The organism is Streptomyces bambusae, from assembly GCF_019400985.1.
In the GTDB taxonomy this organism is placed as follows: domain Bacteria; phylum Actinomycetota; class Actinomycetes; order Streptomycetales; family Streptomycetaceae; genus Streptomyces; species Streptomyces bambusae_A.
This window is the reverse complement of record NZ_WTFF01000055.1, coordinates 15,140-29,334: the sequence shown is the minus strand read 5'-3', so window position 1 is coordinate 29,334 and position 14,195 is coordinate 15,140. Positions and strand designations below refer to the sequence as shown.

At 71.1% G+C, this 14,195-nt stretch carries 10 protein-coding genes, 3 tRNA genes and 1 pseudogene; 6 read left to right on the top strand and 8 right to left on the bottom strand.

What is annotated here, in order from left to right; translation table 11 throughout:
• Positions 1-228: 228 nt before the first annotated feature.
• The 3 genes from GPJ59_RS10910 to GPJ59_RS10900 all read left to right on the top strand — a co-directional run bounded on the left by GPJ59_RS10910 (position 229) and on the right by GPJ59_RS10900 (position 3,839).
• Entirely contained in the window at positions 229-405 is a 177-nt protein-coding gene (locus GPJ59_RS10910; RefSeq protein ID WP_258024201.1) for an SDR family oxidoreductase, read from the top strand.
• Positions 406-485: 80 nt separating this feature from the next.
• Entirely contained in the window at positions 486-2,555 is a 2,070-nt protein-coding gene (locus tag GPJ59_RS10905; RefSeq protein WP_219666461.1) for a molybdopterin oxidoreductase family protein, read from the top strand.
• Positions 2,556-2,759: 204 nt separating this feature from the next.
• Complete coding sequence (locus GPJ59_RS10900; RefSeq protein ID WP_219666460.1) at positions 2,760-3,839, top strand: RNA polymerase sigma factor; 1,080 nt, start codon at positions 2,760-2,762, stop codon at positions 3,837-3,839.
• 80 nt (positions 3,840-3,919) lie between these two features.
• Here GPJ59_RS10900 and GPJ59_RS10895 read toward each other — a convergent pair whose 3' ends face one another.
• The 4 genes from GPJ59_RS10895 to GPJ59_RS10880 all read right to left on the bottom strand — a co-directional run bounded on the left by GPJ59_RS10895 (position 3,920) and on the right by GPJ59_RS10880 (position 9,597).
• Positions 3,920-5,842 (bottom strand): ABC transporter ATP-binding protein, encoded by a 1,923-nt coding sequence (locus GPJ59_RS10895; protein WP_219666458.1) that lies wholly within the window; start codon positions 5,840-5,842, stop codon positions 3,920-3,922.
• Entirely contained in the window at positions 5,839-7,572 is a 1,734-nt protein-coding gene (locus GPJ59_RS10890) for an ABC transporter ATP-binding protein (protein WP_219666456.1), read from the bottom strand. The genes GPJ59_RS10895 and GPJ59_RS10890 overlap by 4 nt, the downstream gene beginning before the upstream one ends.
• A 120-nt stretch (positions 7,573-7,692) precedes the next feature.
• Complete coding sequence (locus tag GPJ59_RS10885) at positions 7,693-9,267, bottom strand: FGGY family carbohydrate kinase (protein ID WP_258024200.1); 1,575 nt, start codon at positions 9,265-9,267, stop codon at positions 7,693-7,695.
• Positions 9,268-9,297: 30 nt separating this feature from the next.
• Entirely contained in the window at positions 9,298-9,597 is a 300-nt protein-coding gene (locus GPJ59_RS10880) for a YtxH domain-containing protein (RefSeq protein ID WP_219666455.1), read from the bottom strand.
• Positions 9,598-9,744: 147 nt separating this feature from the next.
• Between GPJ59_RS10880 and GPJ59_RS10875 the strand changes: the two genes are divergently transcribed.
• The 3 genes from GPJ59_RS10875 (at position 9,745) to GPJ59_RS10865 (ending at position 10,155) form a co-directional block, all read left to right on the top strand.
• Positions 9,745-9,817 (top strand) — tRNA-Asn (locus tag GPJ59_RS10875).
• A gap of 5 nt (positions 9,818-9,822) precedes the next feature.
• Positions 9,823-9,895 (top strand) — tRNA-Asn (locus GPJ59_RS10870).
• Between the two features lie 186 nt (positions 9,896-10,081).
• Positions 10,082-10,155: transfer RNA gene (locus GPJ59_RS10865), tRNA-Ile, on the top strand.
• Positions 10,156-10,619: 464 nt separating this feature from the next.
• Here GPJ59_RS10865 and GPJ59_RS10860 read toward each other — a convergent pair.
• The 4 genes and pseudogenes from GPJ59_RS10860 to GPJ59_RS10845 all read right to left on the bottom strand — a co-directional run bounded on the left by GPJ59_RS10860 (position 10,620) and on the right by GPJ59_RS10845 (position 14,174).
• Positions 10,620-11,363: a class I SAM-dependent methyltransferase gene (locus GPJ59_RS10860; RefSeq protein ID WP_219666453.1), complete on the bottom strand. Its 744-nt coding sequence runs from the start codon at positions 11,361-11,363 to the stop codon at positions 10,620-10,622.
• Between the two features lie 20 nt (positions 11,364-11,383).
• A pseudogene (locus tag GPJ59_RS10855) lies at positions 11,384-12,777 on the bottom strand (hypothetical protein).
• Entirely contained in the window at positions 12,777-13,547 is a 771-nt protein-coding gene (locus GPJ59_RS10850; protein WP_219666452.1) for a hypothetical protein, read from the bottom strand. The pseudogene GPJ59_RS10855 and the gene GPJ59_RS10850 overlap by 1 nt, the downstream one beginning before the upstream one ends.
• A 39-nt stretch (positions 13,548-13,586) precedes the next feature.
• Positions 13,587-14,174, bottom strand: a complete 588-nt coding sequence (locus GPJ59_RS10845) for a CYTH domain-containing protein (protein WP_219666450.1) — start codon at positions 14,172-14,174, stop codon at positions 13,587-13,589.
• Between the last annotated feature and the right edge of the window lie 21 nt (positions 14,175-14,195).

The following is a 14,195-nucleotide window of genomic DNA, read 5'->3' as shown; positions in this document are numbered from 1 at the left end:
CTGGTCGGCGGACGACACGCGACAGTACGCCACGACCCGCCCGGACGGCTGGACGGCGACCTCATCGACCAGCCACGTCCCGGACGGCGCCTGGCGGACGGGGACGGGCATCTTCCCGTCCTTCACCTACCGCCAGGCGGTCTGGTAGCTCACGCCCTGCTGACGCGCCCACTCCGAAAGCTTCACAAGGCCAAGATAGTCGGGATATGCGACTAGAGATGACTATGAATGACTAGAAAACCTGTAGCAGCTTTCACCCCTTCGCGGGAGACCGCCGCCGCCGTCGCGTTCCTCCTCTCCGACGCCGCCGCCTGCATGACGGGTGCCGAGCTCGCGGTGGACGGCGGCTGGACGGCCGGCCCCACCGTCCGCGACCCCACCGTCCGCGACCTCACCGGGCGGTGAGCCCCGCCGGGAGCCGACGCACCCTCGCCCGTAACGCGAGGTGGCGGCGGGTGTAACACGGCCGACGCACGCTGGACCGCATGCACACCATCGCCACGCACTGTCCGTACTGCGCCCTGCAATGCGGGATGAACCTCCGTCCCGAGGCCGACGGCCGGAGCGTGACGGTGGAGGAGCGCACCGGGTTCCCCGTCAACCGCGGGGCCCTGTGCGGCAAGGGCCGTACCGCTCCCGCCGTGCTGTCCTCCCGGGTGCGCCTGACCGGGCCGCTGATCCGCTCCCACGCCGGGCGGCTGGAGCCGGCCACCTGGGAGGAGGCGCTGGACGCCGTCGCCGAGGGCCTGGCCCGCACCCGCCGGGAGGACGGGGCGGACGCGGTCGGGGTGTTCGGGGGCGGCGGGCTGACCAACGAGAAGGCGTACAGCCTCGGCAAGTTCGCCCGGGTCGTGCTCGGCACGTCGCAGATCGACTACAACGGCCGGTTCTGCATGTCCTCGGCCGCCGCCGCCCACCAGCGAGCCTTCGGCCTGGACCGCGGGCTGCCCTTCCCGCTGGAGGACATCCCGCGCACCGGCTGCGTCATCCTGGTCGGGTCCAACCTGGCCGAGACCATGCCGCCCGCCCTGCGCTACCTCACCGAGCTCCGGGAGAACGGCGGCACGCTGATCGTCGTCGACCCGCGCCGCACCCGTACCGCCGAGCAGGCCGACCTGCACCTGGCCCCCCGCCCCGGCACCGACCTGGCGCTCGCCCTGGGCCTGCTGCACCTGGTGGTCGCCGAGGGCCGCACCGACGAGGAGTTCATCGCCGACCGGACCACCGGCTGGCCCGAGGCCCGGGCCGCCGCCATGGCCCACTGGCCGGAACTGGTCGAGCGGATCACCGGAGTCCCGGTCCCCAGGCTCCGCGAGGCGGTGGAGATGTTCTGCGCGCCCGAGTCCGCGATGGTCCTCACCGCTCGCGGCCCCGAGCAGCAGTCCAAGGGCACCGACACGGTCGGCGCCTGGATCAACCTGTGCCTGGCGACCGGCCGGGCCGGCCGCCCGCTGTCCGGCTACGGCTGCCTGACCGGCCAGGGCAACGGCCAGGGCGGGCGCGAACACGGCCAGAAGGCCGACCAGCTGCCCGGCTACCGCAAGCTCGACGACCCCGCCGCCCGTGCCCACGTGGCCGGCGTATGGGGCGTCGACCCCGACACCCTGCCCGGCCCCGGCCGCAGCGCGTACGAACTCCTCGACGCGCTCGGCACCGACGTCCGCGCCCTGCTCCTCATGGGCTCCAACCCCGTGGTCTCCGCCCCCCGCGCCTCCCACATCGAGGAGCGCATCCGGTCCCTGGACTTCCTCGCCGTCGCCGACGTCGTGCTGTCCGAGACCGCCGCCCTCGCCGACGTGGTCCTCCCCGTCACCCAGTGGGCGGAGGAGACCGGCACCACCACCAACCTCGAAGGCCGGGTCATCCTGCGCCGCCGCGCCCTCACCCCGCCCCCCGGTGTGCGCACCGACCTGGAGGTGATGCACGCACTGGCCGCCCGGCTCGGTGTGGAGAAGGGCTTCCCCACCGACCCCGAGGAGGTCTTCGACGAGCTCCGCCGCGCCTCGGCCGGCGGCCCCGCCGACTACTCCGGCATCTCCTACCGCCGGATCGCCGACGAGGACGGCGTCTTCTGGCCCTGTCCGGAGGGCGGCGAGGGCGCCCCGCGGCTGTTCCTGGACCGCTTCGCCACCGACGACGGCCGGGCCCGCTTCGTCCCCGTCGCGCACCGCGACGCCGCCGAGGTCCCCGACGAGGAGTACCCGGTGCTGCTCACCACCGGCCGGGTGGTCTCCCAGTACCAGTCCGGCGCCCAGACCCGCCGCGTCGACGAGCTCAACGCGGCCGCCCCCGCCCCCTTCGTGGAACTGCACCCCCGCCTCGCCGCCCGCGTCGGCGCCGTGGACGGCAGGTCGCTGGCCGTCGTCTCCCGTCGCGGCCGGGCCGTCGCGGCCGCCCGGATCACCGACGCCATCCGCGCCGACACCGTCTTCATGCCCTTCCACTGGCCGGGCGAGGGCCGCGCCAACACCCTCACGAATCCGGCGCTCGACCCGGTCTCCCGGATGCCCGAGTTCAAGGTCTGCGCGGTCCGCCTGGAGCCCGCCGAGGAGTGACTGCAGACCCGGACGGCACCGCTCCGGCGCCCGGCTGCGCGCCCGGACATCCGTACGAGGGGCTTCACGGGCCCCGGCGGCGGGTAACCATCCGGTCACGCAGCGGACTCAAAAAGTGCTCGCACGCCCCTCGTGGCGACGATGTGCCGTACGCCACACTGAGTCGCGGCGCCTGAGTCCTCTCCAGCCCTGGAGGTCGCCCCCGTGCAGACCCAGACCCTGAGCCTGACCGAGACCGCGCACGAGCCCGCGCCCGAGGCGGAGGCAGAGGCCGAGGCCGTGGACGACGAACCCGAGCCGCTGGAGCTCGTCGAACGGGTCCCGGATCAGCGGCGACGCACGGGCGGCGACCACGGAAGCGGAGGCGGAGGGGGCCCCTCCGCCGACCTGTTCCGCCAGTACCTGCGCGAGATAGGCAGGATCCCGCTGCTCACGGCGGCGGAGGAGGTGGAACTCGCGCGCCGGGTCGAGGCCGGCCTGTTCGCCGAGGAGAAGCTCGCCAGCACCCCCGACCTCGACTCCCAGCTCGCCGTCGACCTCGACAAGCTCGTGGTCATGGGCCGGATGGCCAAACGCCGGCTGATCGAGGCGAACCTGCGCCTGGTGGTCTCCGTCGCCAAACGCTACGTCGGCCGCGGGCTGACCATGCTCGACCTCGTCCAGGAGGGCAACCTCGGCCTGATCCGCGCGGTCGAGAAGTTCGACTACGCCCGCGGCTACAAGTTCTCCACCTACGCGACCTGGTGGATACGCCAGGCCATGTCCCGCGCACTCGCCGACCAGGCCCGCACCATCCGCGTCCCCGTGCACGTGGTCGAGCTGATCAACCGGGTCGTCCGGGTGCAGCGCCGGATGCTCCAGGAGCGCGGGTACGAGCCGACGGCCGACGAGGTCGCCGCCCACCTGGAGCTGACGCCCGAGCGGGTCAGCGAGGTGCTCCGGCTCGCCCAGGAGCCCGTATCCCTGCACGCGCCCGTGGGCGAGGAGGACGACGTCGCCCTCGGCGACCTCATCGAGGACGGAGACGCGGCCTCACCCGTCGAATCCGCCGCCTTCTTCCTCCTGCGCGAGCACCTGGAGGCCGTCCTGTCCACGCTCGGCGAGCGCGAACGCAAGGTCGTCCAGCTGCGCTACGGACTCGACGACGGCCGCCCCCGCACCCTGGAGGAGATAGGCCGCATCTTCGGCGTGACCCGCGAGCGGATCCGCCAGATCGAGTCCAAGACCCTCGGCAAGCTGCGCGACCACGCCTTCGCCGACCAGCTCCGCGGCTACCTGGACTGAGGAGCCGAGCGGCCTGGTACGCGCAAAGGGGTGCCCCCGTGGCGAGGGCACCCCTTGCGGCGGTTCAACAGCGCACCAGGTCAGTCGACCTCGGCCACCGCCTGCGCGAACTGGGCCGCGTACAGCCGGGCGTACGCGCCGTCCGCCGCCAGCAGCTCGTCGTGCGTGCCCTGCTCCACGATCGACCCGTTCTCCATCACCAGGATCACGTCGGCGTCGCGGATCGTGGACAGCCGGTGCGCGATCACGAAGGACGTCCGGCCGTGCGCCAGGCGCGCCATCGCCTTCTGGATGAGCACCTCGGTACGGGTGTCCACCGAGCTCGTCGCCTCGTCCAGGACCAGGATCACCGGGTCCGACAGGAACGCCCGGGCGATGGTGATCAGCTGCTTCTCGCCGGCGCTGACCCCCGAGCCCTCGTCGTCCAGCACCGTGTCGTAGCCGTCCGGCAGGGTACGGATGAACCGGTCCGCGTGCGCCGCCTTCGCGGCCTGCTCGATCTCTTCCCGGCTCACGTCGCGCGAGGCGCCGTACGCGATGTTCTCGGCGATGGTGCCGCCGAACAGCCACGTGTCCTGGAGCACCATGCCGATGCCCGAGCGCAGCTCCTCGCGGGTCATCCTGGCGATGTCCACCCCGTCGAGGGCGATCCGGCCGCCCGTCACCTCGTAGAACCTCATCAGGAGGTTGACCAGCGTGGTCTTGCCGGCGCCGGTCGGGCCGACGATCGCGACGGTCTGCCCCGGCTCCACGGACAGCGACAGGTCCTCGATCAGCGGCTTGTCGCGCTCGTAGCGGAACGCCACCTTCTCCAGCGAGACCGCGCCGCGCAGCTTCTCCGGGCGCTCCGGGACCTCGGCGTCCGGCTCCTGCTCCGGGGCGTCGAGGAGTTCGTAGACCCGCTCGGCGGAGGCGACGCCGGACTGCACCAGGTTCGCCATCGACGCGACCTGCGTCAGCGGCATCGAGAACTGCCGCGAGTACTGGATGAAGGCCTGCACGTCACCGATCGACAGGCTGCCCGAGGCCACCTTGAGCCCGCCGACGACCGCCACCAGCACGTAGTTGATGTTCGACATGAAGAACATCACCGGCTGCATGACGCCGCTGACCAACTGCGCCTTGAACGAGGCCTTGAACAGCGCCTCGTTCTGCTCGGCGAAGGTGTCCGCCGACTCCTGCTGGCGGCCGAAGACCTTCACCAGCGTGTGCCCGGAGTACATCTCCTCGATGTGCGCGTTCAGCGCGCCGGTGGTCTTCCACTGCGCCACGAACTGCGGCTGCGACTTCTTGCCGATCTTCGCCGCGACGTAGACCGACACCGGGACGGTGACCAGCGCCACCAGCGCCAGGACCGGCGAGATCCAGAACATCATCGCCAGCACGCCGACGATGGTCAGCAGCGAGTTCAGCAGCTGCCCCATCGTCTGCTGGAGCGTCTGCCCGACGTTGTCGATGTCGTTGGTCGCCCGGCTCAGCACCTCGCCGCGCTTCTGCTGGTCGAAGTAGGAAAGCGGCAGCCGCGAGAGCTTGGCCTGGAGTTCCTCGCGCATCCGGAACAGGGTGTCGTTCATGACGTGGTTCGACAGCCGGGTCGCGACCAGCATCAGCAGGCCGGCCAGGGCGAAGACGACCACCGCCCAGAGCGCCACCGCGCCGACCGCGCCGAAGTCGATGCCCTCGCCGGGGGTGAAGTCGGTGCCCGACAGCATGTCCGCCATGCCGTCCTCGCCCCGGGCCCGCAGCCCGTCGAGCGCCTGCTCCTTGGTGGTCCCCGCCGGCATCTGCCGGCCCACGATCCCCGCGAACACCAGGTCGGTGGCCTCGCCGAGGATCTTGGGACCGATCACCGTCATGGCCACGCTGCCGAACACGGCGACGACCATGCCCCACAGCTTGAGCCGCTCCTGCGCGAGCTGCCTCAGCAGCCGCTTGCCGGAGCCCTTGAAGTCCAGGGACTGCTGGCCCGGACCCATCATCATCCGTCCACCGGGCCCGCTCATGCGGCCTCCGCCTCCGTCAGCTGGGAGAGGACGATCTCCCGGTAGGTCTCGTTGCCGGCCATCAGCTCGTGGTGGCGGCCCTCGCCCACCACCTGTCCCTCGTCCAGGACGATGATGCGGTCGGCGTCGCGGATGGTCGACACCCGCTGGGCGACGATCACCACGGTCGCGTCCTCGGTCTCGCGGGCCAGCGCCGCGCGCAGCGCCGCGTCCGTCGCGTAGTCCAGGGCCGAGAAGGAGTCGTCGAAGAGGTAGATCTCCGGGCGCTGCACCAGCGTGCGGGCGATCGCCAGCCGCTGGCGCTGACCGCCGGAGACATTGGTGCCGCCCTGGGTGATCGGCGCGTCCAGCCCGCCCTCCAGCGCGGACACGAACTCCTTGGCCTGGGCCACCTCCAGCGCCTGCCACAGCTCCTCGTCGCTCGCGTCGGGACGCCCGTAGCGCAGGTTCGACGCGACCGTCCCGGAGAACAGGTACGGCTTCTGCGGCACCATGCCGACCGTGCGGGCCAGCAGCGCCGGATCGATCCGGCGGACGTCCTCGCCGTCCACCAGCACCTCACCGCCCGTCGCGTCGAACAGCCGCGGTACGAGGCCCAGCAGGGTCGACTTCCCGCTGCCGGTCGAGCCGATCACGGCGGTCGTCTCGCCGGGCCGGGCCAGCAGGTCCACCCCGCGCAGCACGGGCGCCTCGGCACCCGGGTAGCGGAAGTCGGCGCCGCGCAGCTCCAGCAGCCCGCGGCGGTCGAGCGCGCGCACCGGCTCGGCGGGCGGGACCACGCTGGAGGAGGTGTCCAGGACCTCCTGGATGCGCTCGGCGCAGACCTCGGCGCGCGGCACCATCATGAACATGAAGGTGGCCATCATCACGGCCATGACGATCTGCATCAGGTAGGCCAGGAAGGCCGTCAGCTGGCCGATCTCCATGCCGCCGCTGTCGATCCGCATGGCACCGAACCAGACCACGGCGACGCTGGACATGTTGATCACGACGATGACGGTCGGGAACATCAGCGCGAGCAGCTTGCCGGCCGACAGCGACACGTCGGTCAGTTCGGTGTTGGCCCGGGCGAAACGCTCCTTCTCGTACTCGTCGCGGACGAAGGCGCGGATCACGCGGTTGCCGGTGATCTGCTCGCGCAGCACCCGGTTCACGGTGTCCAGCCGGTCCTGCATCTGCCGGAACAGCGGCCGCGTCCGCATCACGATCGCGCCGACCGACAGGCCGAGCACGGGCACCACGGCGAGCAGCACGCCCGACAGCTTCACGTCGAGCGAGAGCGCCATGAAGATGCCGCCGATGCACATGATCGGCGCCGAGACCATCAGGGTGAAGGTCATCAGCACCAGCATCTGGACCTGCTGCACGTCGTTCGTGGTCCGGGTGATCAACGACGGGGCGCCGAAGTGGCCGAGCTCCCGCGCGGAGAAGCTCTGCACCCGGTCGAAGACCGCGGCGCGGATGTCGCGGCCCACGGCGGCGGAGGTCCGGGCACCGTAGTAGACGGCGCCGACGTTGCAGACGAGCTGGACCAGCGAGACGCCGAGCATCAGCGCCCCGAAGCCGAGGATGTAGCCGGTGTCGCCGTGGACGACACCGTTGTCGATGATGTCGGCGTTCAGTGTGGGCAGGTACAGCGAGGCGCTGGTCTGCAGCAGCTGCAACAGCACCAGCAGGGCGATGGGTGTTCGGTACGGACGCAGGTGCGTCCGTAGAAGTCGTATGAGCACGCGCAGGCTCCGAGTCGCAAGATCGGGGGGTTCGGTCCATCTTCGGACAACCCGCGCACGCTTCCCCACCCTTTTTCGCAAAAGCAGGTCAAAAGGAGGAGGGCGCCACCCTCCCGCGGACTACGCCCGGGGGAAGTCGGGGAGATCGGGGAAGCCGGGGAGACCGGGGAAGTCGGGGAATCCGGAGGGCGAGGGCGGCGGGGTGAACGCGGCGGGGGCCGGGGGAGCCGCGGGGGCCACGGGGGCGGGGGCCGCCGCGAACGCCCCGGGATGGATCTGCTCCCGCGTCGTCACGTACTGCTGGCGCACCGCCTGCCACACCGGCAGCTCCTCGCCCGGCTCGAAGACATGGCTGGCCGGCGCCGGCCACACCGGCGGGGTGTGCGGGGCGAGCGTGCCCTGGTGGACGCCGAGCGCCCACGCCGCCTGCCGGGCGGCGCCCAGCGCGGCGTAGTCCGCCGGGGCGGGTACGACGATCTGCGTGCCGAAGAGCCCGGGCGCGGCCTTGGCCACCGCGGGCAGTTCGGCCGCCGCGCCCAGCAGGAACACCCGGCGGATCTCGACGCCGCGCGTGCGGAGCACGTCCAGGGCGTCCACCAGGCCGCACAGCATGCCCTCGAACGCCGCCTGCGCCAGGTGCTCGGGCTTCATCGAGTCGCGGCGCAGCCCCGACAGGGTGCCGGCGGTGTGCGGCAGGTTCGGGGTCCGCTCGCCCTCCAGGTAGGGCAGCAGGACGAGGCCGTGGGCGCCGGGCGTGGACTTCAGGGCCAGGTCGCTGAGCCCCTCCAGGTCGGTGCCGAGCAGGTCGGCGGTGCCGCGCAGCGCCCGTACGGCGTTGGAGACGTTCACCACCGGCAGGTGCAGGCCGGCCGCGTCGGCCAGTGAGGTGATCAGGCCGGTCGGCTCGGACAGCGCCTCGTGGTGCACCGCCATGACGGAACCGGACGCGCCCAGCGAGACCACCGCGTCGCCCGGGCCGAGCCCCAGTCCCAGCGCGGCCGCCATGGTCTCCCCGGTGCCGGCGGAGATCAGCAGCCCCTCCGGGGTGGTGCCGGCGGCGTCGGCCGGGCCGAGCACCTCGGGCAGCACCGCCCGGTGGCCGAGCGCCAGCTCGACCAGGTCGGGCCGGTAGGAGCCGGTCGCCGCCGACCACCAGCCGGTCCCGGAGGCCCCGCCGCGGTCGGTGGTGCGCCGGGCCGGCCGGCCCAGCAGCTGCCAGACCAGCCAGTCGTGCGGCGACATGACCATGGCCACCCGGCGGGCCGCCTCGGGTTCGTTACGGGCCAGCCAGGCGAGCTTGGCGATCGGCTGGGCGGACTGCGGAACGCTGCCCACGGCCTCGGTCCACGCCTGCCGCCCGCCGAACTTGTCCGCCAGGTCGGCGGCCGCGACCTGGCCGCGCTTGTCGTTGCCGACCAGGGCGGGCCGGACCGGCGCGCCCTGCGCGTCCAGCGCCAGCAGCCCGTGCTGCTGGGCGGACACCCCGATCGCCTGGACCCCCTCCAACAGCCCGCCGCCGGCCGCTTCGCCGAGCGAGAGCAGCCAGGCCTGGGGGTCGGTCTCATGGGGGTTCGCATCACCGGCGGGCTGCGGATGGGGGGCGTACCCCTGGCGCAGCACGGCGCCCGTGTCGGTGTCGCAGACGACGATGCGAGTGAAGGCGGAAGAGCTGTCCAGCCCGGCGACTATCCCCATGCGGAGAATTCTGCCGCACCGGCGGCCGCTCTAGGTGTTGCTGGTGCCCCAGTCGTCTTCGTACCCCTGTCCCCGCTCGCGCAGCGACCGCACCCGGCCGCTGATCGCCGTCGGCAGGTGGTCGCCCACCCGGTCGCCGACGGCGGTGAAGGCGCGTCCCGCCGCGTGCCGGCCGCTCTGTCCGGCCGTCTCCACGGCGTTGCGCACCGCCGGGTTCTGGGCGAGGCTCCGGGCGGACTTCTTCATCTGCTCGTAGCGCTCGCGTCCCGCGGCCGTGCCGAGCACGTACCCCAGAGCGACTCCGGCGAGGAACGTGACCTTGTAGCGCATGCCTGCCACCCTTCGCTGTGTCGGTGCCCGGCCTGCTGTCGATACCGATTGGCGGAGCACCCCCCTGCTTGCGCTAATCTATGTCTCGCAGCGGACACCCGCCCCCCGGCAAGGCCGGAGGAGGGCCTGTTCGGTGCAACGCAGCAATCCCCTGTAGCTCAATTGGCAGAGCAGCCGGCTGTTAACCGGCAGGTTACTGGTTCGAGTCCAGTCGGGGGAGCGCGATCCCCTGTAGCTCAATTGGCAGAGCATTCGGCTGTTAACCGGAGGGTTGCTGGTTCGAGTCCAGCCGGGGGAGCGACGAGGAAGAGGACCCCGGGTGGGTCCTCTTCTTCTTTTTCTGCCGGACCTGGAACCGGGCAGCCCTCAGGGCGGTCTCACTGGGCAGGCGAAGCCGATCACACGAGGCATCCGGAGCAGGAGATCGTATGAGCGGCTATGCTGCGGCAGACGGCGCGCACACATGTACGCGCCACGCCGCAGAGGGGCGGTAGCTCAGCCGGTTAGAGCAGCGGACTCATAATCCGTCGGCCGTGGGTTCGAGTCCCACCCGCCCCACCGCACACCAGGTGTGCAGAAACGATCTGACCAGCATCTTTGCTGGCGGGCGTGAGTCACTTCGATGATCCTGGCGGCCCTCCGGGGCCGCCTTTCGCGTTCCAGGAGAGCTGCGGGGCCGCTGAGGGGACGTCCGCGTGCCTGACTTGCCACCCGTTGTGTGGGCATCCCCGTGGTGTGTGCCAGGTGTGCGGGTGATCACAGTCTGGAGCTCACCGAACACTCTGGCGTCCGCGTAGCCGGCACGGGAAACGGCCCGCACCGGAAACGGCCCCGGCGAGGCCGCTGGTAATGACCGAGGGCCGCTGGCAGGTCCGGTGTGGGGTCGGGGGCTGCGCGAACGGGCGGCGTCGCGCCGGAGACCGCTCCACGAGCGGCAGGGGCGACCGCACCGTGCGGTCCGATCGGTGGAACCGGCCGCCATCCTCAGCGCCCGGCCCCCTTGCCGCTGGCCGATACGTAGGTCACCTGGTCGCGACGACGTAGACGCTGGCCCATTCGCGCTTCGGGTTGGCCAGCGCGGGATCGAACGACCACGGTTCCACGGCCTTGAAGCCCGCCTCCGCGAACAACTGGCGGAGCTTGTCCACGTCGTACGCCCAGAGGTGCGGGGTGTACGTGGGGTCGTCGTCCTGGTCGCGGAAGACGTAGTTGATCAGGTCGAGGTAGGTGTTGATGTCCTGGCGGCAGTTCCGTTTGGCGTACCAGCGGTCGATCATCTCCTCGGCCTGCGCAGGTCCGGTGGGGTACCGGCTGAGGACGAAGGCCGCATCCGGGACGCCGGTGATGAGCTGGCCGCCGGCGGCGAGGACCCGGTGGGCTTCGCGGGCGTAGTGCTTGGCGGACATCGGGTAGTCGATGTGCTCGAGGAAGTGCTCGGAGAACAGCACGTCCACCGTGTTGTCCTGGAGCGGCAGTCCTTCACGGACGTCCCACAGCAGGTCGGCCGGCGGGACGGCGTCGATGTTGAAGAAGCCGTCGACGCGGTGGGCACCCCCGCCGACCTGGACGTTCTTCGGGGCCGCGTCGATCCGGCCGCTGGGGAACGCCTGCTGGCTGGCCCTGTGGTACCGGCTGAGCTCGATTTCCTTGGCCGCGGCGCGGAGGGTTCGGCCCAGGCCGTGCGTGGTCGCGGGGTCGGTCAGGAAGGCGGTGATCTGCTCGCCCAGGTGGTCGATGGAGGTGCCGTTTGTACGGTCGGCGTTCATCGGAGTGGTGTCCTCTCGCATCAGGCGGTGGCAGGCGTCGGGGCGGTCCACTGGTTGTTGCGCATGAGCGTGTACTTGATGTCGACCAGACGCGGGGCGATGGTCAGGTCGAGCTCCTCGGCGGGCTGGAGGCGGCCAGTTTCGTCCTGCTCGGCTCGCCAGACCCGGTACTCCAGGTCCGGGTACGCGGGGTTGATGCCGACCTCGCCCTTGGGGATGGTCCCGTTGAAGGGCGTGATGATGTCCATGTGGTTCCAGTAGTTCCACGCCTGGAGCGCCTTGTGCTGGTCGAAGTAGAAGTAGAAGTCCGGGTAACGGCCGAACGTGCGCAGCTCGCGGTGGATGAGGTGCCCGAGGAGCGGCCCGAGCTGGGTGGAGAGGCTGTCGAACTCCCAGCGAGTGCGGTGCCAGGCTTCGGGCACCTGTCCGGGCGTGAAGAGGCGAGCTGCGACGAGATGGCTGATCCGCTCGGTCAGGTAGCTGTGGGCGTGGCGGGCGTTGAGGCTCGGGTCGATCCGGGCGAGGAGCGCGGCCAGGCCGGTGGGCGAGGGCCGGAACTTGGCCAGGTCGAACTTGCCTGCCATGTCCGGGAAGGAAGCGAACAGCATCTCCTTGTAGAGCCAGTTGTCGAACTCGCCGTACTCCGCCCGCCCGCGCGTATCGGGGGCGGTGGAATGCAGCATCAGGTACTCGGCCAGGGCCTCGAAGTACACGTAGCCGAGGATCGGCAAACGGGGGATCGTCTCGTCCAGCAGCCGCAGGAACCTGTCGGGCTGGACGGCCGCGCCCTGGTAGGCGACGGCAGCCGCCAGGGCGAGGAAGGCGGTGGAGTTCTTGATCCGGCTGACGATGGTCTCGCGCAGTTGGTGACGCTCGGTCTTCGAGAGTAGGTACTCCAGGCGGCTGTAGATCTGGAGGTGGATCGAGCCGAGGCGGAGGTAGTCCACGCCGGCCAGACCTCGGTACGCCTGCGGTGGGAGAGTTACCTCGAAGATCAACGGCGTGGGCGTCCGCTTGGGGGTCATGGCCTTGGCGGAGAAGGCTGGGGCTTCCTTGGTCAGGATGTACTCGCCGAGGTTGTGCATGCGGAAGCCGCGCTCGGTCGCGGTGAGGGGCGCGCAGTAGACGCTGCCGACCAGGCAGCCGCCGGAGGGGTAGAGCGTGCCGTGCTCGCTGATCTGCTCCAGGGCGTGCGTAACGTGTAGGAGGTGGAGCTTGCCGTCCCCGCTCAGCGCACGGAAGAGGGCGTTGTCCCGCAGCAGCCGACCGTTGGGGGTGTCAGCCAGGCGGTCCTCCCACGCAGCGGACTGGCCTGCGAGAGGGTCCTGGCTGTCCATGGGGCTGGGGATGAGGGCGGTGTATCGAAGAACGCGTGCGCGTCGGCCCACTGCTCGTAGGCGTCGAGGAAGTCCATCAGGTGATCAGCCCCAGCTGTGCCAGCCCAGCGAGGACGGCGTCCGCGCCGCTCGCCCCGGCCAGCCACGCGGCCTCGGAGCGGATGACGAGCTCGAAGGCGGTGGCGCGTAACCCGGTAAAGGAGTCGGTACGGACGCGGGCGGGGTCGGGCCACCAGGTGAGCTTGGGCAGCCGGTAGCGGTCGAGGGCGTCGGCGGCCTTCAACAGGTCGCTGATCGTCTCGGCGTGGCTGTGGTCGGTGTGGTCGTCCGGGACGAAGTGCTCGTACGGCAGGTCGTGGAGTCGGATGGCCGTGCCGGCGGCGGTGATCCGGCTGGGTGTCGCCGTGAGTCCGAAGTGGCTCCAGACGGTGTCGGCGTTGTCCGCGAGCCAGATGGCGGCCCGGGCGCCGTGACCGCGGTCGTCCTTGTCGTGGACGCGGCGGCAGTCGTGGAGCGCCGCGGCCAGGACGAGGGTGGCGGTGTCGTTGCCGCTGAGCCCGGTGGCTTCGGCCAGGAGCGCCGCCAGGGCGGCGGTGCGCATGGCGTGCCGGACGCCGTGGAGGGAGTCATGGCACTTGGCCTCGGCCAGCCATTCGCTGGGGATGGCCGAGCGGGCCACCAGCTCCTGCGAGATCGGCCGGAGGGTGGGAGGAGGCGGGCCGTCGGGGAAGTCCGGCCGGTTGGCGGTGATCCAGCGAACGGTGGCGGGATCGGTGTACTGGTGGCGCGGAAGCTGCTTGCGCGCGGCCAGCTCGACCAGACTGTCGGCCGCCGAGGTCGTGCTCATCGGACCCACCTCCTCGTGGTGGTCTACGACAGCGGATGCCTAGCCGGCGGGCGCGGCGGCGGCCGCGTCCCTCTCCTTGCGCTCCTGCTCGGCGGCCTCGAAGGCGGCCGTGAAGTCGGCCAGCTCCTGCTCCGTCATCAGGCGGACACCGAGCTCGTCGGCGACGTGGCGGATGCGGGCGGCGGCCTCCTCCTGCGCGGTGAACCCGGCGGCCTCGTCCAGGAGCACCTCGAACTCGGCGTGGTGGCCCCAGGCCTCGCTCCACTTCACGGCGATCTCGACGCCGCGGAGGCGGAAGTTGTGCCGCTGGTTGAACGCCTGGTGCATGGTGCCCTCGAAGCCGAGGGCGTTGAAGATCCGTACCGCGGCCGGCACGTCCTCGCGGCCGATGGCGATCTCCGTCTCGGGGAAGGCGGCGCCCTGGCCGATCTTGCCGGCCTTGAGCGTGATCTTCGCCGAGTCGGCGGCCACGTTGTCGGTGACCTTCAGTAGCTGGTCGGGGAGGACGTAGAAGAAGATCTTCTTGTCGTCGCAGCCGAGGTCCTCGGCCTCCGACGTCAGGCGATCGATGAGCTGGTCGTAGGCGTTCTTGTCGAACCGTGCGCGCATTTCGATCTCGATGGCCACAGGGGCTCCTCTCCGTAATCG

Bases quoted from the DNA above. Each gene is read 5' to 3' on its own strand.
- GPJ59_RS10910 (WP_258024201.1), top strand. From the start codon at position 229: ATGACTAGAAAACCTGTAGCAGCTTTCACCCCTTCGCGGGAGACCGCC.
- GPJ59_RS10905 (WP_219666461.1), top strand. From the start codon at position 486: ATGCACACCATCGCCACGCACTGTCCGTACTGCGCCCTGCAATGCGGG.
- GPJ59_RS10895 (WP_219666458.1), bottom strand. From the start codon at position 5,842: ATGAGCGGGCCCGGTGGACGGATGATGATGGGTCCGGGCCAGCAGTCC.
- GPJ59_RS10885 (WP_258024200.1), bottom strand. From the start codon at position 9,267: ATGGGGATAGTCGCCGGGCTGGACAGCTCTTCCGCCTTCACTCGCATC.
- GPJ59_RS10880 (WP_219666455.1), bottom strand. From the start codon at position 9,597: ATGCGCTACAAGGTCACGTTCCTCGCCGGAGTCGCTCTGGGGTACGTG.
- GPJ59_RS10860 (WP_219666453.1), bottom strand. From the start codon at position 11,363: ATGAACGCCGACCGTACAAACGGCACCTCCATCGACCACCTGGGCGAG.
- GPJ59_RS10850 (WP_219666452.1), bottom strand. From the start codon at position 13,547: ATGAGCACGACCTCGGCGGCCGACAGTCTGGTCGAGCTGGCCGCGCGC.